14 protein-coding genes are annotated in these 17261 nt (G+C 63.4%); 11 read left to right on the forward strand and 3 right to left on the reverse strand.

The features are described from left to right. Positions 1 to 8: 8 nt before the first annotated feature. Genes AruPA_RS02715 through AruPA_RS02725 form a run of 3 tightly spaced genes read left to right on the forward strand, consistent with a single transcriptional unit; the run spans position 9 to position 2793 of the window. A complete protein-coding gene (locus AruPA_RS02715) occupies positions 9 to 887 on the forward strand; it encodes an ABC transporter permease subunit (RefSeq protein ID WP_265634843.1) in 879 nt (292 codons plus the stop codon). Continuing rightward, entirely contained in the window at positions 884 to 1720 is an 837-nt protein-coding gene (gene ugpE / locus AruPA_RS02720; protein WP_265634845.1) for a sn-glycerol-3-phosphate ABC transporter permease UgpE, read from the forward strand. The genes AruPA_RS02715 and ugpE overlap by 4 nt, the downstream gene beginning before the upstream one ends. Then, entirely contained in the window at positions 1720 to 2793 is a 1074-nt protein-coding gene (locus AruPA_RS02725; RefSeq protein ID WP_265635123.1) for an ABC transporter ATP-binding protein, read from the forward strand. The genes ugpE and AruPA_RS02725 overlap by 1 nt, the downstream gene beginning before the upstream one ends. A 268-nt stretch (positions 2794 to 3061) precedes the next feature. Here AruPA_RS02725 and tpiA read toward each other — a convergent pair whose 3' ends face one another. Next, complete coding sequence (gene tpiA, locus AruPA_RS02730; RefSeq protein ID WP_265634846.1) at positions 3062 to 3787, reverse strand: triose-phosphate isomerase; 726 nt, start codon at positions 3785 to 3787, stop codon at positions 3062 to 3064. Between the two features lie 147 nt (positions 3788 to 3934). Between tpiA and AruPA_RS02735 the strand changes: the two genes are divergently transcribed. Genes AruPA_RS02735 through glp form a run of 6 tightly spaced genes read left to right on the forward strand, consistent with a single transcriptional unit; the run spans position 3935 to position 11452 of the window. Then, positions 3935 to 5824, forward strand: a complete 1890-nt coding sequence (locus tag AruPA_RS02735; protein ID WP_265634849.1) for a peptidylprolyl isomerase — start codon at positions 3935 to 3937, stop codon at positions 5822 to 5824. Positions 5825 to 5833: 9 nt separating this feature from the next. Further along, entirely contained in the window at positions 5834 to 7345 is a 1512-nt protein-coding gene (gene trpE, locus AruPA_RS02740) for an anthranilate synthase component I (protein WP_265634851.1), read from the forward strand. Then, entirely contained in the window at positions 7342 to 8967 is a 1626-nt protein-coding gene (locus tag AruPA_RS02745) for a bifunctional anthranilate synthase component II/anthranilate phosphoribosyltransferase (RefSeq protein ID WP_265634853.1), read from the forward strand. Before trpE ends, AruPA_RS02745 begins: the two co-directional genes overlap by 4 nt. After that, a complete protein-coding gene (gene trpC, locus AruPA_RS02750; protein WP_265634855.1) occupies positions 8964 to 9773 on the forward strand; it encodes an indole-3-glycerol phosphate synthase TrpC in 810 nt (269 codons plus the stop codon). Before AruPA_RS02745 ends, trpC begins: the two co-directional genes overlap by 4 nt. Continuing rightward, positions 9770 to 10243 (forward strand): cyclic pyranopterin monophosphate synthase MoaC, encoded by a 474-nt coding sequence (gene moaC / locus AruPA_RS02755; protein ID WP_265634856.1) that lies wholly within the window; start codon positions 9770 to 9772, stop codon positions 10241 to 10243. The genes trpC and moaC overlap by 4 nt, the downstream gene beginning before the upstream one ends. 3 nt (positions 10244 to 10246) lie before the next feature. Next, entirely contained in the window at positions 10247 to 11452 is a 1206-nt protein-coding gene (glp, locus tag AruPA_RS02760) for a gephyrin-like molybdotransferase Glp (protein ID WP_265634858.1), read from the forward strand. 552 nt (positions 11453 to 12004) lie between these two features. Here the strand turns inward: glp and AruPA_RS02765 are convergent. Beyond that, positions 12005 to 13177, reverse strand: coding sequence for a glycosyltransferase (locus AruPA_RS02765; RefSeq protein WP_265634860.1), 1173 nt, complete (start codon positions 13175 to 13177; stop codon positions 12005 to 12007). Between the two features lie 11 nt (positions 13178 to 13188). Between AruPA_RS02765 and AruPA_RS02770 the strand changes: the two genes are divergently transcribed. Both AruPA_RS02770 and AruPA_RS02775 read left to right on the forward strand, forming a co-directional pair. Further along, positions 13189 to 13587 carry a hypothetical protein gene (locus AruPA_RS02770; protein WP_265634862.1) on the forward strand — a complete coding sequence of 133 codons (399 nt, stop codon included), beginning with the start codon at positions 13189 to 13191 and terminating at the stop codon, positions 13585 to 13587. A 308-nt stretch (positions 13588 to 13895) separates the two neighbouring features. Continuing rightward, positions 13896 to 14126 carry a hypothetical protein gene (locus AruPA_RS02775; protein WP_265634864.1) on the forward strand — a complete coding sequence of 77 codons (231 nt, stop codon included), beginning with the start codon at positions 13896 to 13898 and terminating at the stop codon, positions 14124 to 14126. A 118-nt stretch (positions 14127 to 14244) separates the two neighbouring features. Here the strand turns inward: AruPA_RS02775 and AruPA_RS02780 are convergent, their stop codons facing one another. Beyond that, positions 14245 to 17124: a bifunctional YncE family protein/alkaline phosphatase family protein gene (locus tag AruPA_RS02780; protein ID WP_265634866.1), complete on the reverse strand. Its 2880-nt coding sequence runs from the start codon at positions 17122 to 17124 to the stop codon at positions 14245 to 14247. Positions 17125 to 17261 lie beyond the last annotated feature (137 nt).

Here is a 17261-nt window from a genome sequence, read left to right on the forward strand (position 1 = left end):
AGGCGCCGATGGAGCGGCGCACGTTGTTCGCGGGTTGGTTGCTGCCGGCGGTGCTGGTGGCGCCGCAGTTGGCGATTACGGTGCTGTTTTTTTTGTTGCCGGCCTGGCGGGCGTTTGGCGAGAGTGTACGCGCGACGGATGCATTCGGGCTGAACACAAGTTTTGTCGGCCTCGCTAATTTCACTGAATTGTTCCAATCATCGACCTATCAGGCGGCGTTGGTGCGCACGTTCGTGTTCTGTATTGCGGTCACGTGTCTGGCGATGGGATTTGGTCTTCTGCTCGCGAGTTTCGCCAATCGCGCAATCCGTGGCGCCCGGGTCTACCGGATTTTGCTCATCTGGCCTTATGCCATCGCGCCCGCGATCGCTTCGGTGATTTTCGTATTCCTGCTGCAGCCGCAGATCGGTCTGCTGACCAATCTGTTTGGGCGTTTCGGTCTCGATTTCAATTACGCCACCCATGCCGACCAAGCGTTTCTGCTGGTGATCGTCATCGCCGCCTGGAAGCAGGTGAGCTATAATTTCATTTTCTATCTTGCCGGACTGCAATCGGTGCCGCGCTCGGTGATCGAGGCGGCGACGCTCGATGGTGCACGGGGTTTCTATCGGTTTCGCACCATGATCTTTCCGCTGCTGGCGCCGACGACGTTTTTTCTGATCATCGTCAACATCGTCTATGCCGCGTTTGACACCTTCGCCCTGATCTTCGCGCTCACTGCCGGCGGCCCGGGCACCGCGACCGAGACGCTCGTGGTCAAGGTCTATCGTGATGGGATTCTGAACCTCGATATCGGCGGTTCGGCGGCGCAGTCGATCATTCTGATGTTGATCATCATCGCGCTCACCACCATCCAGTTCCGTTACACAGGGAAACGCGCCGGATGAACCGCAAGCCCGATTATCTGGCCCATGCGGTGCTGCTGCTTGGGGTGGTGATTTTCATCTTCCCGCTCTGGGTCGCCTTTGCGGGGGCCACGCAATCGGCCGCGGCGATCAACCGGGGCGACATCTCGCTGATCCCCCGCCTCGCCGGGCTGAAGATTTTCATCACGGCGTTCGGCTTCGGCAACGCGGCCAAGGGCGGCGTACCGGTCTGGCACATGCTGCTGGTCAGCCTTGGCATGGCGTTGGTCATAGCGATCGGCAAGATCGTTATCTCCGCCTTGTCCGCCTTCGCCATCGCCTTCTTCCGGTTTCCCTTTCGCATGACAGCGTTCTGGCTGATCTTCATCACGCTGATGCTGCCCGTCGAGGTGCGCATCATCCCGACCTATGCGGTGATGTCGGATTTCCATTTGATCAACAGCTTCACCGGCCTGACCATGCCGCTGATCGCCTCGGCCACCGCGACCTTGCTGTTCCGCCAGGTGTTTCTCGCCATCCCTGACGAACTGGTCGAAGCCGCTAAACTCGATGGCGCCGGGCCGATGCGCTTCTTTTTCGACATCCTGCTGCCCGTGTCGGCGCCCAACCTCGCCGCCTTGTTCGTCATTCTGTTCGTCTACGGCTGGAACCAGTATCTCTGGCCCCTGCTGGTCGCGACCAACGGCAAACTCGACCCGATCGTGCTCGGCATCGTGCAGATGATCACCACCGACCAGATCCCTCAATGGAACCTCGTCATGGCCGCCACCATCCTCGCCATCATTCCCCCCGTCCTCGTAGTAGTCGCGATGCAGCGCTGGTTCATTGGCGGCCTGACCGAAGTGGATAAATGATGGCGACGCTCGAACTCCAATCCCTGCAAAAAACCTTCGGCGCCACCACCGTGCTGCACGGGATCGATCTCGCGCTGGCCGATGGCGAAATGCTGGTGATCGTCGGCGCGTCCGGCTGCGGCAAATCCACCCTGCTCCGCCTGGTCGCCGGCCTTGAATCCCCAAGCGCCGGGCGCATCCTGCTCGACGGCGCGGATATCACCGACCGCGATCCCTCGCGTCGCGACATCGCCATGGTGTTCCAGAATTACGCGCTGTATCCGCACATGTCGGTATTCGACAACATGGGCTACGGGCTGAAACTGAAAGGTCTCGACCGCGCCACGATCAAATCGAAAATCGAAATCGCCGCAGAAACGCTGGGATTGACCCCCTTGCTCGCCCGCAAGCCACGCGAACTCTCCGGCGGCCAGCGCCAGCGTGTCGCCATGGGCCGCGCCATCGTGCGTGAGCCGAAATTATTCCTGTTCGACGAACCGCTGTCCAACCTCGATGCCAAACTCCGCGTCCAGGTTCGCGCCGATATCCGCAAGCTGCAGAAACGCCTGAATATCACGAGCCTCTACGTGACCCACGACCAGGTCGAAGCCATGACCCTGGCCGACCGGCTGATCGTGATGCACCAGGGCCGCGCCGCGCAGATCGCCACGCCGATCGAAGTGTTCGACCGCCCGGCGACCATGTACGTCGCAAGCTTCATCGGCGAGCCGGCGATGAATTTCTGCCCCGCCACAATCACCCGCAACGGCCGCGCCGCTAAACTCGACGCCGGCCCCGAACTCACCTTCACCGATGGCCCCCGCACCGCGCCAGATGGCACAGCCATCACACTTGGCATCCGCGCCCAACACGCCACCATCGCATCCGGGCCCAACAGCATCCCCCTCGCCGTCGAATTCGCCGAACCGCTGGGCTCGGAAACCCTGCTGCACGGCACCCTGCCCGATACCACCCCCTTTATCCTCCGCGTCACCAGCCCCGCACCAATCGACCACATAATTCCCATCGAAATCCCGCCCCACCACATCCACGTCTTCGACCCCACAACAGGCACCCGCATGGACCCGGCATAGCGGTGGCGGCACGGCGAAAAGCAAGGCCAGGGGCTCTCCCTCCGGAGCCATTCCAGCGATGAAGAGCATCGCTGGAACCTTCGGCTCCTCCGCCCCTGGACCCCGTTAAAGGCGGAGCCTTTAAAATCCATTAGTTTTAGGCAAGGGGCGGGCGACCCAGGCCAGATCGACGGAACCACCGAGGCAGCGCCCTCCCTTGCCTAAAACTAGCGGGTTCTAAGGGCTCCGCCCTTAGTGGGGGTCCAGGGGGCAAAGCCTCCCGCCTGGCTTACCTTCGCGCCGCCTCGGCTATGGCCATGAAATCAGTCGCGGTCAGGCTGGCGCCGCCGACCAGGGCGCCGCCGACCTCCGATGTGGCGAGCAGGGATGCGGCGTTGGTGGGTTTCACGGAGCCGCCGTACAGGATGAGCATGGTTTCGCCTGGTTCGCCGAGTTGTTTTTTGAGGGCGGCGCGGATGGTGGCGTGCATGGCTTGCACGTCGGTTTCGGTTGCGGTTTTGCCGGTGCCGATCGCCCAGACCGGTTCATAGGCGACCAGCCCGGTGAAGCCATCCGGCAGGCTGCCGGCGAGTTGGGCGCGGACCACGGTTTCGGCTTCGCCGGCCTCGCGTTCGGCGAGGGTTTCGCCGACGCAGATGATGGGGGTCAACCCGGCAGCGATGGCGGTGCGGGATTTGTCGCGCACCAGGGCGGATCGCTCGTTGTGATCGGCCCGGCGTTCGGAGTGACCGAGAATGACATGGCTGGCGCCGATTTCAGCCAGCAGGCCGGCCGCCACGTCGCCGGTATGGGCGCCGGATTGTTCGACCGCACAATCCTGCGCGCCGACCGCGATGCCTGGCGCGCAGGCGGCGCGCAGCGGCCCGATCAGCGGGTAAGGCGGGCAGATCAGCAAATCGACGCCTGCGACCCCCTGCCCCAGCGCCGCCGCGTAGGCGGCGATGCCGGCGAGCGTGCCGTTCATTTTCCAGTTTCCCGCAATCATCTGTCGCATCGATCTTATCCCTACCGCGTGAAAAATCTTCGCCTCGTTCAGTCGGGAACGAAGGTGTCGGGTTCCCTAGCCCTACCCGGCACCGGGTGGCAATCGGCCGCGCGCGTGGTAAAGACCCGGCTTTCCGTTGGATGAGGTTGGAACCGGATGCTCTCGACGATCCGCAAACTGCTCGATAACTGGCTGGTCCGCGCGTTTTTCATGCTGCTGATTGCCGTGTTTATTTTCTGGGGTGTGTCCAGCGTGGTGACCAACCACGCGTCCAGCACCGCGGTCGCGACCGTCGGCGGTCACGCAATCGAGGCGGGCACGGTCAACACCGGCTATCAGCAGCAGATCACGGCCTATGCGCAGCAGCATAACGGTGCCTCGCCGAGCAAGGGTGAGCGGCGCCTTTATGCGGGCAATGCGCTGGGTCAGGCGATCGACCGGACGGCGCTGGCGCTCGATGCCAGGCGTCTTGGCGTTACCGCGCCGCCAGAGGCCCTGCGCCAGCAGATTTTCGGGATCAGCGCATTCAACGGGCCGAACGGCAAGTTCGACAAGACCACATTCAACCAGGTGCTTTCGCAGCACGGGCTGACGCCGGCGGCGTTCATGGCGGATATTGCGCGCGGGCTGAACGCCAGCCAGATCGTCCAGGCAATCACGGTGGGTGCGGCAGCGCCCAAACCCTTGGTTCAGCAGATTTTCGACTATGTCGGCCAGGAACGCACGATCCAGTACGCGCAACTGCCGTTTGCCGCTGCAACGCCGCCGCCGCCGCCGCCGGCACCTGCCGTGCTGCGGCGGTTCTGGCGCAATCATCCGGAGCGGTTCTCGACCCCGGCGCTGCGCAAGGCTCAGATCATAATCCTCTCGCCCGCGCTGCTGGCGCAAGATCAGGTTGTGACCCAAGCGGAAATCGCCAACGAATACGAGGCGGAGAAATCCAAGTTCGCGCGTACCGCCAGCCGTTCGGTGCACATCATTACCGCCGAGGATGCCGCGAGTGCCGCCAAGCTGGCCGCCTTATGGCGCAAGGGCACCAGCTGGCCGGCGATGCAGCAGGCCGCCGCCGCCGCGACCGCGACGGGTGTGAGTTTCAAGAACGCCCAGCCCGATCAATTCCCCTCCGGCCGGCTCGCGAAGGCGGTATTTGCGGCCACTCCCGGCACGATCTCCGACCCGGTTAAGGGTGCACTGGGCACGTATGTGTTCAAGGTGACCCACGCCAATCCGGGCGGCACCACGCCGATGGCGCAAGTCGAACCGGAGCTCAAGGCCGCCGTGCAGCAGCGCAAGGCGCGTGAACTGGTCGATGGCACGGTTTCGAAATTCCAGGACGCGTTGGCCGGCAATACATCCCTTGATCATCTGCCCGGCACCCTGCATCTCGCTGCGGTCGAAGGTACGCTCGATGCGCAGGGGCTCGAGGCCGATGGTAAACCGGCACCGATCCCGGGCGGCAAAGCCTTGCGCGCTGCGATCATCAAGACGATCTTTACGACGGCGCCGGGTGCCTCACCGCGTGCGGTGACCGGACCGGATGACAGTTATTATGCGGTCAGCGTACAGAAACTCATCCCGCCGGCGCTGAAACCCTATGATCAGGTCAAGCATGACGTCCTGCTCGACTGGACCGGCAACCAAGTGAAGCGTCAGGAGGAAATGGCCGCCGCGGGGCTGATCGGTGCGGTAAAATCGGGCAAGACCTTCGCACAGGCCGCCAACGCCGCCGGCCAGCCGATCACCACCAGCCCGCCGATGACCCGCGCGAAACCCGCGCCGGGCATTCCCGCGAAGCTGCTCCCGATCCTGTTCACCCTGAAAATCGGCGAGCCGACCATGGTAGAGACCAATTCCGAATTCGTGGTCGGTGTGGTCACCGCGATCACCGAGCCGAAACCCGGCAGCGATCCGGCGATGCTTAAGCGGATCCAGACCGCACTGAACGCCGCGATGCAGACCGATATTCTGCAAACTTACGCAACCGCCCTGCGGTCGCGCTACCATGTCACCGTCAATGAAAAAAAACTGCAACAGATCAGCGATTAAGGACGCACCATGAACGCCGTGCCCGACCCGACCCCCCTATTCCGCACCGCTTATGAAGCAGGATCGGGCGCGTTGGTCTGGCGGGTACTCGCCGCCGATCTGATCACACCGGTCGCGGCCTTTCTCAAACTGGCGCACGGCACGCCCTATTCCCTGCTGCTCGAGAGCGTCGAGGGTGGGGCGGCGCGCGGGCGCTATTCCGTGATCGGCTTCGCCCCCGACCTGATCTGGCGCTGCGAGGGCGGCGCGGTCAGCGTCAACCGCGACGCCAGCACCGATCCCGCTGGCTTTACCGCCGACCCGCGCGACGCCTTCACCAGCCTGCGCGCCCTGATCGCGGAAACGAAGCTCGACCTGCCCGAACACCTGCCGCCGATGACCGGCGGGCTGGTCGGCTACCTCGGCTACGACATGGTCCGCCTGATGGAGCGCCTGCCGGCGTCAAATCCGGACGTCCTCGGCATCCCCGATGCGGTGCTGATGCGCCCCGGCATGTTCGCGATATTCGATTCCGCGAAGGACGAAATCACACTCGCCGCCCCGGCCTGGCGGCGCGAGGGAGTCTCCGCGGCCGATGCCTACCGCGCCGCGACGGCCCGGATCGAAGCCGCCGAAGCCGCGCTCGATCGGCCCACTCCGCACCTGACCGGCTCAATGGCAGTGGCCGGCGCGCCGGTGCCCAACATGACCGAGGCCGCGTTCAAGGCGATGGTGCTGCGCGGCAAGGACTACATCGCCGCCGGGGATGTCTTCCAGGTGGTCGCCAGCCAGCGCTTCGCCCAGAAATTTACCGCGCCGCCCTTTGCCTTCTATCGCAGCCTGCGGCGGATCAACCCGGCGCCGTTCCTGTTTTTCCTCGATTTCGGCAGCTATCAAGCGGTCGGTTCCAGCCCTGAAATCCTCGTCCGGCTCCGCGATGGCACGGTGACCATCCGACCGCTGGCCGGCACGCGCAAGCGCGGTGCCAACCGCGCCGAGGACGAGGCGCTGGAGAGCGAATTGCTGGAAGACCCGAAGGAGCGTGCCGAACATCTTATGCTGCTCGATCTGGCGCGCAACGACGTCGGACGAGTCGCCAAAATCGGCTCGGTTGCGGTGACCGAGAGCTTCGCGATCGAGCGGTTTTCCCATGTCATGCATATTTCATCGACCGTCGAAGGCACCATCCGCGACGACGCCGATGCGCTCGATGCGCTGATCGCAGGCTTCCCGGCCGGCACGCTCTCGGGCGCCCCCAAGGTTCGGGCGATGGAAATCATCGAGGAGTTCGAACCCTCCCGCCGCGGCCTGTACGGCGGCTGCATCGGCTATTTCGCGGCAAACGGCACAATGGACACCTGCATCGCCTTGCGCACCGCGCTGATCAAGGATGCCACCCTCTATGTCCAGTCCGGCGTCGGCATCGTTGCGGATTCCGACCCCGATGCCGAATATGCTGAAAGCCTGCAAAAGGCGCGTGCCCTGTTCCGTGCCGCCGAAGATGCGGTGAACTATGTGAGCGCAACCGGGAGCGCCCCATGATCCTGATCATCGACAATTACGACAGTTTCACCTTCAACCTCGTCCATTTCTTCGGCGATCTCGGCGCCGATTGCGTGGTCCGCCGCAACGATCGGATCACACCGGAGGAGGCGCTCGCACTGCAGCCCGAAGCCATCGTGCTGTCGCCCGGCCCGTGCACGCCGAACGAGGCGGGCATCTGCCTCGATCTGATCCACGCTGCCGCCGGCAAGGTGCCGATCCTTGGGGTCTGCCTGGGCCATCAGGCGATCGGTCAGGCGTTCGGCGGCGTCGTCAAGCGCGCACCCCAGCCGATGCATGGCAAAATGGCCGCGATCCGCCACCAGGGCAGCGATCTGTTCGCCGGCGTGCCCGACCAGTTCGAAGCCACGCGCTACCACTCCCTGATCGTCGAGCGCGAAACCCTGCCGGAAACCCTGATCCCGACCGCCTTTACCGAGGACGGTTTGATCATGGGCTTGCGCCATCGCGATCTGCCGATTTTTGGCGTGCAGTTTCATCCGGAGAGCATCGCGACCGCGCATGGCCATACGCTGCTGCGCAATTTTCTCGCCCTCGCGCGCGGCCGCAACCAGGGCTCGGCGGAGATCCTGGCCGATCTGAAGCCGGTGCTCGATCGCCTCGCGCGCGGTGACAAACTGAGCGAAGATCTATCGGAAGCTGCGTTCGGCGCGATCATCGACGGTAAATCGAACGATGCGCAGATCGCCGGCATGTTGATGGCAATGCGGGTGCGCGGCGAAACCGTCGCGGAACTCACGGGCGCGGTGCGGGCGATGCGCGAGCGGATGCGCGCGATCGCCGCCCCGCAGGGTGCCATCGATGTCTGTGGCACCGGCGGCGATGGCGTCGGCACGCTCAATATCTCGACCGCCGTCACCTTCGTGCTCGCCGGCCTGGGCGTACCGGTCGCCAAACACGGCAACCGCGCGCTCTCCTCGCGCGCCGGCGCGGCCGATGTGCTGGCAGCGCTGGGCGTTGCGGTCGAACCGCCGTTCGAACGGCTTTCGGGCATCCTGCACGAGGCCGGTTGCGTCTTTTTATATGCCCCGCGCCACCACGCCGGGCTGCGCCACGCCGCTGCGGCGCGCATCACGCTCGGGACCCGCACGATCTTCAACCTGCTCGGTCCACTCGCCAACCCCGCCTCGGTACGCCGCCAGCTCATTGGCGTGTTCGATCCCGCCTGGGCGCGGCCGATGGCCGAAACCTTGGCGCAACTCGGCACCGAACGCGCGATGGTGGTGCATGGCCAGGGGCTCGATGAGCTCACGCTGGTCGGCGAAAGCCGGATCGTCTCGCTCGATCACGGTGCGATCAGCGAACTGACCATCACGCCGGAAGCCGCCGGCCTCGCCCGCGCACCGCTCGCCGCGCTCATCGGTGGCGATGCCGCCCACAACGCGGGCCGCCTCAGTGCCCTGCTCGATGGCGAGACAAGCCCCTACCGCGACGCCGTGCTGCTGAATGCCGCTGCCGGGTTGATCGTCGCCGGCCGCACCGATGATTTCCGCACTGGTGTCAGCCTGGCCGCCTCGTCGATCGATAGCGGTGCGGCGCGCGCCAGCCTCGATCGCCTGCGCCACGCAAGTGCCGCAACAGCCCTGGAACCGGCAAGATGAACGATTCGCCCACCGATATTCTACGCAAGATCTGCGACGATACCCGCGCCGAGGTCGCCCGCCGCCAGGCCAACCATAATCTGGATGACATCCGCGCGCGCGCCAGGGATGCCGAACCGCCGCGCGGGTTCGCCCGCGCCCTGATGGACGCCGCCGCCTCCGGCCGCACCGGGCTGATCGCCGAAATCAAGAAGGCCTCGCCCAGCGCCGGCCTGATCCGCCCCGCTTTCGACCCCGCCGCGATCGCGAAATCTTACAAGGAAGGCGGCGCTGTCTGTCTGTCGGTCCTGACCGACGCTACCTATTTTCAGGGTAGCGAAGCCGATTTCGCCGCCGCGCGCGCCGCGGTCGACCTGCCGATGCTGCGCAAGGATTTCATCCTCGACGAATGGCAAATCTACGAAAGCCGCGCGATGGGAGCCGATTGCATCCTGCTGATCATGGCCGCATTGACCGACGAACAGGCCCGCAGCTTCGAGGAACTGGCAACCGCGCTCGATATGAATGTGCTGGTCGAAGTGCATGACGAAGCCGAACTCGAACGCGCGCTGGGCCTGCGCGCCCGGCTGGTCGGCATCAACAACCGTAACCTCAAGACCATGGTCACCGATATCGCGGTATCCGAACGCATGGCCGCGCAAATCCCGCCCGAACGCTTTGTTGTCGCAGAGAGCGGCATCCGCGACTTCGCCGATATCGAACGCCTCAAGGCGGCCGGCGTACAAGGAATTCTGGTCGGCGAAAGCCTGATGCGCCAGGACGATATCACCAAAGCCACCCGCGCCTTGCTGGGCGTCGGCGCATGAGCCTGACCCATATCGATGCGACCGGTGCAGCCCGCATGGTCGATGTATCGGACAAGCCAGCCACCGTTCGCGATGCCACCGCCGCCTGCCACGTCACCATGCAAGCGAAAACCCTTGCGCTGGTTACCGCGGGAACCGCGAAAAAGGGCGATGTGCTCGCAACCGCCCGCATTGCCGGCATCATGGCCGCTAAACGCACGTCTGACCTCATCCCGCTGTGCCACCCGCTCGCCATCGCCGCCGTCACCGTCGAACTGACACCGGATGACAAACTCCCCGGCATCCGCATCACCGCCGCGGTGCGCACCACCGGCCCGACCGGCGTCGAGATGGAAGCGCTTACCGCTGCCTCGGTCGCTGCGCTCACCATTTATGACATGTTGAAAGCCGCCGACCGCGCCATGCGGATCGAGGCGCTCCGCGTCATCGCCAAATCCGGTGGCAAATCCGGCGATTTCACCCAAGGTTGACCCATGCTGAGCGTCCCTGAAGCCCGCGCGCGGATCCTGGCCCTGCTCGCGCCGACCGGCGGGGAAATCATCCCGCTGGCCGAAGCCGCCGGGCGCGTGCTGGCCGCCCCGCTCATCGCCCGCCTGACCCAGCCACCGCACGATGTCTCTGCGATGGATGGCTTCGCCCTGCGCGCGGCGGATAGTGTCATCGGCACGCGGCTGCGCATCATCGGCGCGGCCCCCGCCGGACACCCCTTCGCCGGATCGGTCGGCCCCGGTGAGGCCGTGCGCCTGTTCACCGGCAGCGTGGTACCCGCAGGGGCCGATTGCATCATCATCCAGGAGGACGCCGAATACGACGACACCACCGTCACGCTGCGCGCAAGCGGCCACGCCGGCAAGCATATCCGCGGCGCTGGACTCGACTTCGCCACTGGCGATAGGCTCCTGAGCCCCGGCCGGCACCTCACCGCGCGCGATATCGGCCTCGCCGCCGCCGCCAATCACCCCTGGATCACCGTCCACCGCAGGCCCGTCATCGCCATCCTCGCCACCGGCGATGAAATCGCGATGCCCGGTGATCCCATCCCCGCCGGTGGCATCGTCAGCTCAAATTCCCACGCGCTCGCAGCGTTCATCCGTTCCAACGGCGGTATCCCGCTCATCCTGCCGATCGCCGCCGACGACCGCACCGCCATCGCCAGCGCCGCGGCGAGCGCATCACACGCCGATCTGCTGATCACCACCGGCGGTGCCAGCGTCGGCACGCACGACCTGGTACAGGCCGGCCTGTCCGAAATCGGGCTCGACGTCGATTTCTGGAAAATCGCGATGCGTCCGGGCAAGCCCCTTATGTTCGGCCGCCTCGGCGACCTGCCGGTACTCGGGCTGCCCGGCAACCCGGTCTCTGCCATGATCTGCGCGCTGCTCTTTGCCAAACCCGCGATCGAACGCCTCGGGGGTCTGCCCGGCAGCGCACCCCCCACCGAGTTTGCCCGCTGCACCGTCGCTTTGCCCGCCAATGATCACCGCGCCGACCATCTCCGCGCTACGATCGACCGCGACCCCGATGGACACTGGACCGTCACGCCTTTCGGCCCGCAGGACAGCTCGATGCTCCGCCGCCTCGCCCTGGCCGACGCCGTCGTCCTGCGCGCTCCCCACGCCCCCGCCGAACCCGCAGGCGCGACAGTTACCATCATCCGTCTCGCTGCGTGCGGGTTGTAGCATGACGCGCTCCACGAAGCGGCGCCTGGGGCAGCAACACCAAGGTCTGCCGCCAGCACCATTTCAGCGACGAGGAGATCGCTGAAACGTTCAGCGCCTCCGCTGACGGACCCAGATAAACGCAGAGACTTCAGATGCATGCACCTGAGATGAGTATCCCTCATTCCAACTGGTCCGTCTTGACGCTTTGGCTATCGGTGATGACGGCACCGGGACAAGCCCCGCATCACGGCCGTCCGGGTCCTGCCTGAGCAGGTCATGGTTGATGGTTTCGCACGTGGCGTCGTCGCGTAGCCGGGCCAGCCAGCCATACGTGCTGCGCCAGGGCGGGAGGTTTTTTCTGCATCAACTGCCAGGCAATGTCGCTGCGCAGCACATAGCAGATGTCCCTGATGCTCGCGTGTATCACATGTGCCCGCTCCACCTTTCGCACGACCACGTCACATGCGTTTCGAGACAACCCCTATAACCTGGACAAATGAGCCGGAATTGATCCGCCCTGAACCCTCGATGAGATTCCGGATTGAAACATTCGAGGCGTGCATCTAGCATTCAACTGTTGGACGTCATCCGCGCCGCCGCGCCACGCGCCAAGGTTTCGATCCGCTCAAAAACCCCACGCGCATCTGGCATCGCTGAAAGCTCCTGCTGCACCACACCAGCGCGCTCGGCAAACCTGGGCTCCTGCAGTAACCGATTAAGCGCGGTCGTTACGGCCTCAACGCTCAAATGATCACGTTGGATCGCAAGCGCGACGCCAGCCGCCACCGCACGATCAGCGTTGTCGAACTGGTCTCCAAATTGTGGCAGCAGCAACAGAGGCACTCCCCAGCCAAGTGACCCGAGCAGAGTTCCGCCCCCGCCATGCGCCAGGACACAGGCACAATCGGCCAAGATCTCATCCTGGGCGATGAATTGATGCACCTGAACATGCGAAGGCTGCGGCCCCAGGATTTCCGGATTGGTCGCGTTGCCGACAGTTACAATCAACGGCACCCCCACTGCAGCGGCGCCCGCTACTGCGATGCGCATCCGTTCGACAGCCGCGGGACCGGTGTTCCACAACGTTCCGAACGTGAGATAAATTTTAATCCGTTTTTGTAATGGTTGCCGCGATCCCACTCGCGCAGGCCGAATACCGGTTCGAGCGGGCAAATCCGCAACAGCCGGAATCTGCATTGCCGGCGGGCACGGATCAACATAAAGATGATGGTATAATCCAGCCCAGCGCAGTGGTTCGAGACCGTTTTCGCGCCACATGGGTGCCGCGCCTTCGGCAGCCATATCGGCTACCTCGGGCTTCAATAAAGGTCCAAACCCCACCGTTACCCAGGGTAAACCCAGCCGGGCGCCCAGCACTGGTGCCGCAAGTTCGGCGACCTCGTGCAGAATTATGTTCGGCAGAAAATCTTTGCAGATCCGCAAGAGATCCGGTAACCGTGCCGGCGCTTCGAGCTTCGAAAACAGCGATCGAAAAGCGACAGGGCGCATCTGGGTTGCCGGAAGCCCGAAAAAATCGACCCCGCTTGCAATCAGCGCACGCATGCTCACGCCGTCCTCCTGACCAGCCTGGAAAACCACGAAACCCGCGCTGCGTGCCTGGTGGACAACTGGCTCAGCAGACGCGAACGCGACCTGATGACCAAGTTCCAAGGCGACACGCGCCAATGGAACGAGGGGCAGGAAATGTCCTGTCGTTGGGCGACAGGTGATAAGAATTTTCATAATACGTTGCCTTGGTTATCCAACTTTCACTCCGGCATCAATACACTTTGAAAATAAAACTACCAAGGTCGAACGCCACCCTGAGTCGAGAGCCGACCATCACGATCACGCTCACCAACGCGTTACCCCCACCGATCCGGGATCACGGCCTGGCCGCAACAATGGCGCGCATATGTTGCCATCCGAAGAACCGCGAAAATCGATCGTTGGCCATGAGCACAATGGACCGCGTCTCGATCCGCAACGGTTCCATACCTGATGATCTCGGACCCAGGATCGTCATCGTAGCACCACCCAGCGATAACCTCCATGAATCCAATACTATTCTCGACCTCCTTGGTATTGATATTTATTACGATAAATTTACAATAAACCCTCTCGGAGAACCGGACAAACTAGACGCCAGCTAATAAATCAAAAAATTTGTAAACTGCACTGAAATATAAGATCAAAACTTACATTTTGAATTATAATTTATCTGTTTACCCTGAAATATTGGCATTAAAATTGTGAATTCCGATTCCTTTTCACTTTGGAATGCAATGTTTCACAAGGGCGCTTGCAGTCCCAGGGCTGCCCGCCTCTCATGAACGCACACACGTCGATGAACAAAAATCACGTCCCGTGTGATCGCACCAAACTGCACTGCCCGCGCGGTGTTCGTTGAGCGAACAACCCGCTGATCCAACCGCTGTCGCCGGCTGGCCCGGTATCGAGAGTGCCTCGCCCAGGACGTTCAACCACCCTGGCCATCGCCGGGTGGCTGCACGATCACGTGCGTAGCCTCACGCAGGTGCGCCGCGCTGCAGCCCTCCGCAGCCGTCTCGGTGCGGCGTTGCTACCGGTGTCAGACCATCGGACGTTCACCAGGGGCATCGCCAAACCCTGCATCGGGTCCGCCGCCGTCCCGGCCCAATCCTGCAACGACCGGCCATTGGGCTTCGTCTGAACGACCCCGGAGCAACGGAAGGGGGGTATAGATGAGTATTTTCTAAGACGCTGTAGTCTTTCTTGGCAAGTAAACAGACTACAGCGTCCATGAAACGCCGAAACAACCGGATGTTGGATCAGCCCTGGGTGGGTTGCTTCACGCCGGTGGCGGCCTGATCGGCCTTGTGCGAGTAGTCGAGCCCGTTGCGGCCCGGATAGGGCTTGCCCGGCATCATGCCTTCCCAGAGGATATGATCATAGGCGACCGCGGGGATCTTGTCCTCGACTTTCCAGTCATAGCCTTTGGTTTTGGCCGACCACCAGGCCGCGTTGTGCACGTCGTGCCACAGTGAGTCGCGCATCGCCTGGCTGCTGATCGGCAGGGTCGTCGCGGCCAGCGGCGCGGGTTCGACGGCGTTGAACGTCCAGGTCTTGTCCTTGCGGCTGAACACATGGGCCATCGGGCGTTCATAGGCGTCGTTCAGCGTCATCGGCGCCATGCCCATCACGTCCTCGATGGTGCGGATCATGTTGACCGTGGTGTAGCGCGCATCGACCACGGCGTGGTGCTTGACGTAGGGCCCGACGATGAAGGCCTCGCTGCGGTGCGCATCGACATGGTCGGGCCCGTCCTGCGCATCATCCTCGATCACGAAGATCAGCGTGTTCCGGGCATAGGGCGAGTGCGCCACCGCCTGGATCAGCTTGCCGACGGCATAGTCATTGTCGGCGATCTGCAGGGCCGGCGTGTTCACCCCGTCGATCGCGGTCGAGAAGCTGCCGGTATGGTCGTGCATGAAGCGCACAAATTCGATCGAGGGCAGCGTGCCGGTCTTGACGTAACCCTGGAACTCACGCGCCCACTCGGCCTCGCGGTAGTAGTCGGGCAGGGCGTTGTCGAAGCCGCGGAAATACGGGTCGGTGTATTGCGCGAGCACCGGGTTGGTGCCGAACGACACCTTGGTCTTGCTGGCATAGGGATCGGTCAGCAGCGGAATGCCGCCTTCGGCGGTGGGCAGGCCGTAGCGGTCGAGATCGATGAAGAAACCGTAGTTGCGGATGGTCAGGCCGGCGCGCAGCGCGTTGTCCCAGATGTAGCCTTGCTGGAACTGACCCTTGGGGCCATCCGGCGCCGCCACGTTGTTCTGCCCCGGCAGCAGGTTCGGATCGTTCGGGTAGAGCGGATTTTCCGCCATGCGCGCGGCGAGTGTGGGCTCGGCGACCACCACGTTGCGGTTGTTGCCTTCCCAATCGTAGGACAGGCCGCGCCCGGCGTAATTGACCGGCAGCGCCTTGGCACCGAAATCGGATTCGCGGGCCGAGGTGCTCCATGGCCAGCCGTTGCCGCTGACTTCGCCCGTGTCGTAGAAATTGTCGAGATCGACGAAATTGCGCGCGACCGCATGGACGTTCGGCGTGATCGTTTTGCCGAATTCCGCCAGCGCCGGATCGGAATTGCCCTCACCGAGATCGCCGAGGATCTGATCGTAGGTGCGGTTTTCACGCACGATGTAGATCACGTGCTTGATGTGATGATGCAGGAATTCCATCATCGATCTGTCGCGGCCGCTCTCGTGGAACCCGAAATTATTGTTCTGCGCCACAATATGGGTCAGCCGGTCCATCTCGGCGGCACCGGGTACGGGCATCGACAGGAAGCCCGCCTTCGAGAGCTGCAGGATATAGTCGTTGGTCAGCTGCGTCGGCGTGCATGAACCCTTGGCATCCGCCGCGATCTTGAAATTACAGGGGTTCGGTCCGGGGTTGCTCTTGCCGTTGACGATGTAGAGCATCTTGCCGTCGGCGCTGACGCTCACGCTGTTCGGGAAATAGCCGGTCGGCAGCAGGCCGATCACTTCGGGCCGGGGTGTGTTGAGCGCGATCACCGCGACCGAATTGGTGCCCCCGTTGGTGACGTACAGGCGGGTGCCGTCCGGCGACAGGGCGAGGCTGTTGGGCTCGGTGCCGTGGTAATAGGCCGGCAGGCCGACGAAATTGCCCGGCGCCGTGGTGTGGATGGTATCGACCACCTTGTTGCTCGCGGTCGAAATCACCTGCACGTCGGCTTCATTGTCGCACGAGACGTATAGCAGCGTGCCGGCCGCGTTGAGCACCATGCGGTTGGGGTTGCCGGTCGTCTTGATCCGCGCGGTGACGGTGGGTGTGCCGCTCAACGAGACCACGTCGATCTCACGATCCCGCTCGCTCGACACATAGGCCGTGCCGTTGCCCCTGATCGCGACCCAATAGGGGTATTCGCCGCCGGCCACGCCATCCTGCGCGGGGTTGATGATGCCGGGGCGCAGCGGTACCTCGGTCACCGCACGGCTCGCCAGGTCGATCACCGAAAGACTGTCGTTATAGAAATTGGCGACCACCAGCTTGCTGCCGTCCTGCGTCACCGCGAGTCCGGCCGCCTGCGGCTTAACCTCGAGCCCGTTGCCGCCCAGGTTCAGCGGCGGCTTGGCGAGTGCGAGATGGCCCAGCGCGATCGGCGTGCCCTGTTCGGACCAGACGCCGTTCGACACGGCAAACGTATGGACATTGTCGGTGACACCGCCCGAGACATAGAAATGCTGGCCATCCGGCGCGAAGGCGATGCCCATGAACGTGTCGGGCACCTGCAACACCTGCTTCTGCACCGGCGTGCCGTTCGAAATATCATAGACGAACACGTATTCGTTCGAAGCCGACGGAATCACGTTCGCCGAAGCGTCTTCCACCAGATTATAGCCGCTGGTCAGGATCAGCAGGGTCTTGCCATCCGGGCTGACCGTGGTGGTGACCGCCTGGCCGGCGGTGTAGGTCGGGAACGCCGCAAGCCCCGGGTTCAGCGTGCCGAATTGCGCGCCGGGTGCGACGGTCGGTGTGATGGTCTGGCCGCTCGGCGTCAGCACACCATCCAGCGGAATCCCGCGTGGCTCCTTCGCACAGCCGAGTTGAACGCTGACAAGCAACGCCGCTGAGGCGAGCAGTGTCGTCTTCAATAAAGCCTTGGCCGCCGGATTGGCGCGCATCGGTATTCTCCCTGACATGCAAACATTACTGACGCATGAACGATTCATGCTGCCACCTCCGGTAGATATCCGATGTTCACTCACCTGTGTGTGATCGATTGCGGTCAGTTTGATGACAGTTGCAAGTGCGGTGACCT

The sequence above is a fragment of the Acidiphilium sp. PA genome, from assembly GCF_026191915.1.
Taxonomy (GTDB): domain Bacteria; phylum Pseudomonadota; class Alphaproteobacteria; order Acetobacterales; family Acetobacteraceae; genus Acidiphilium.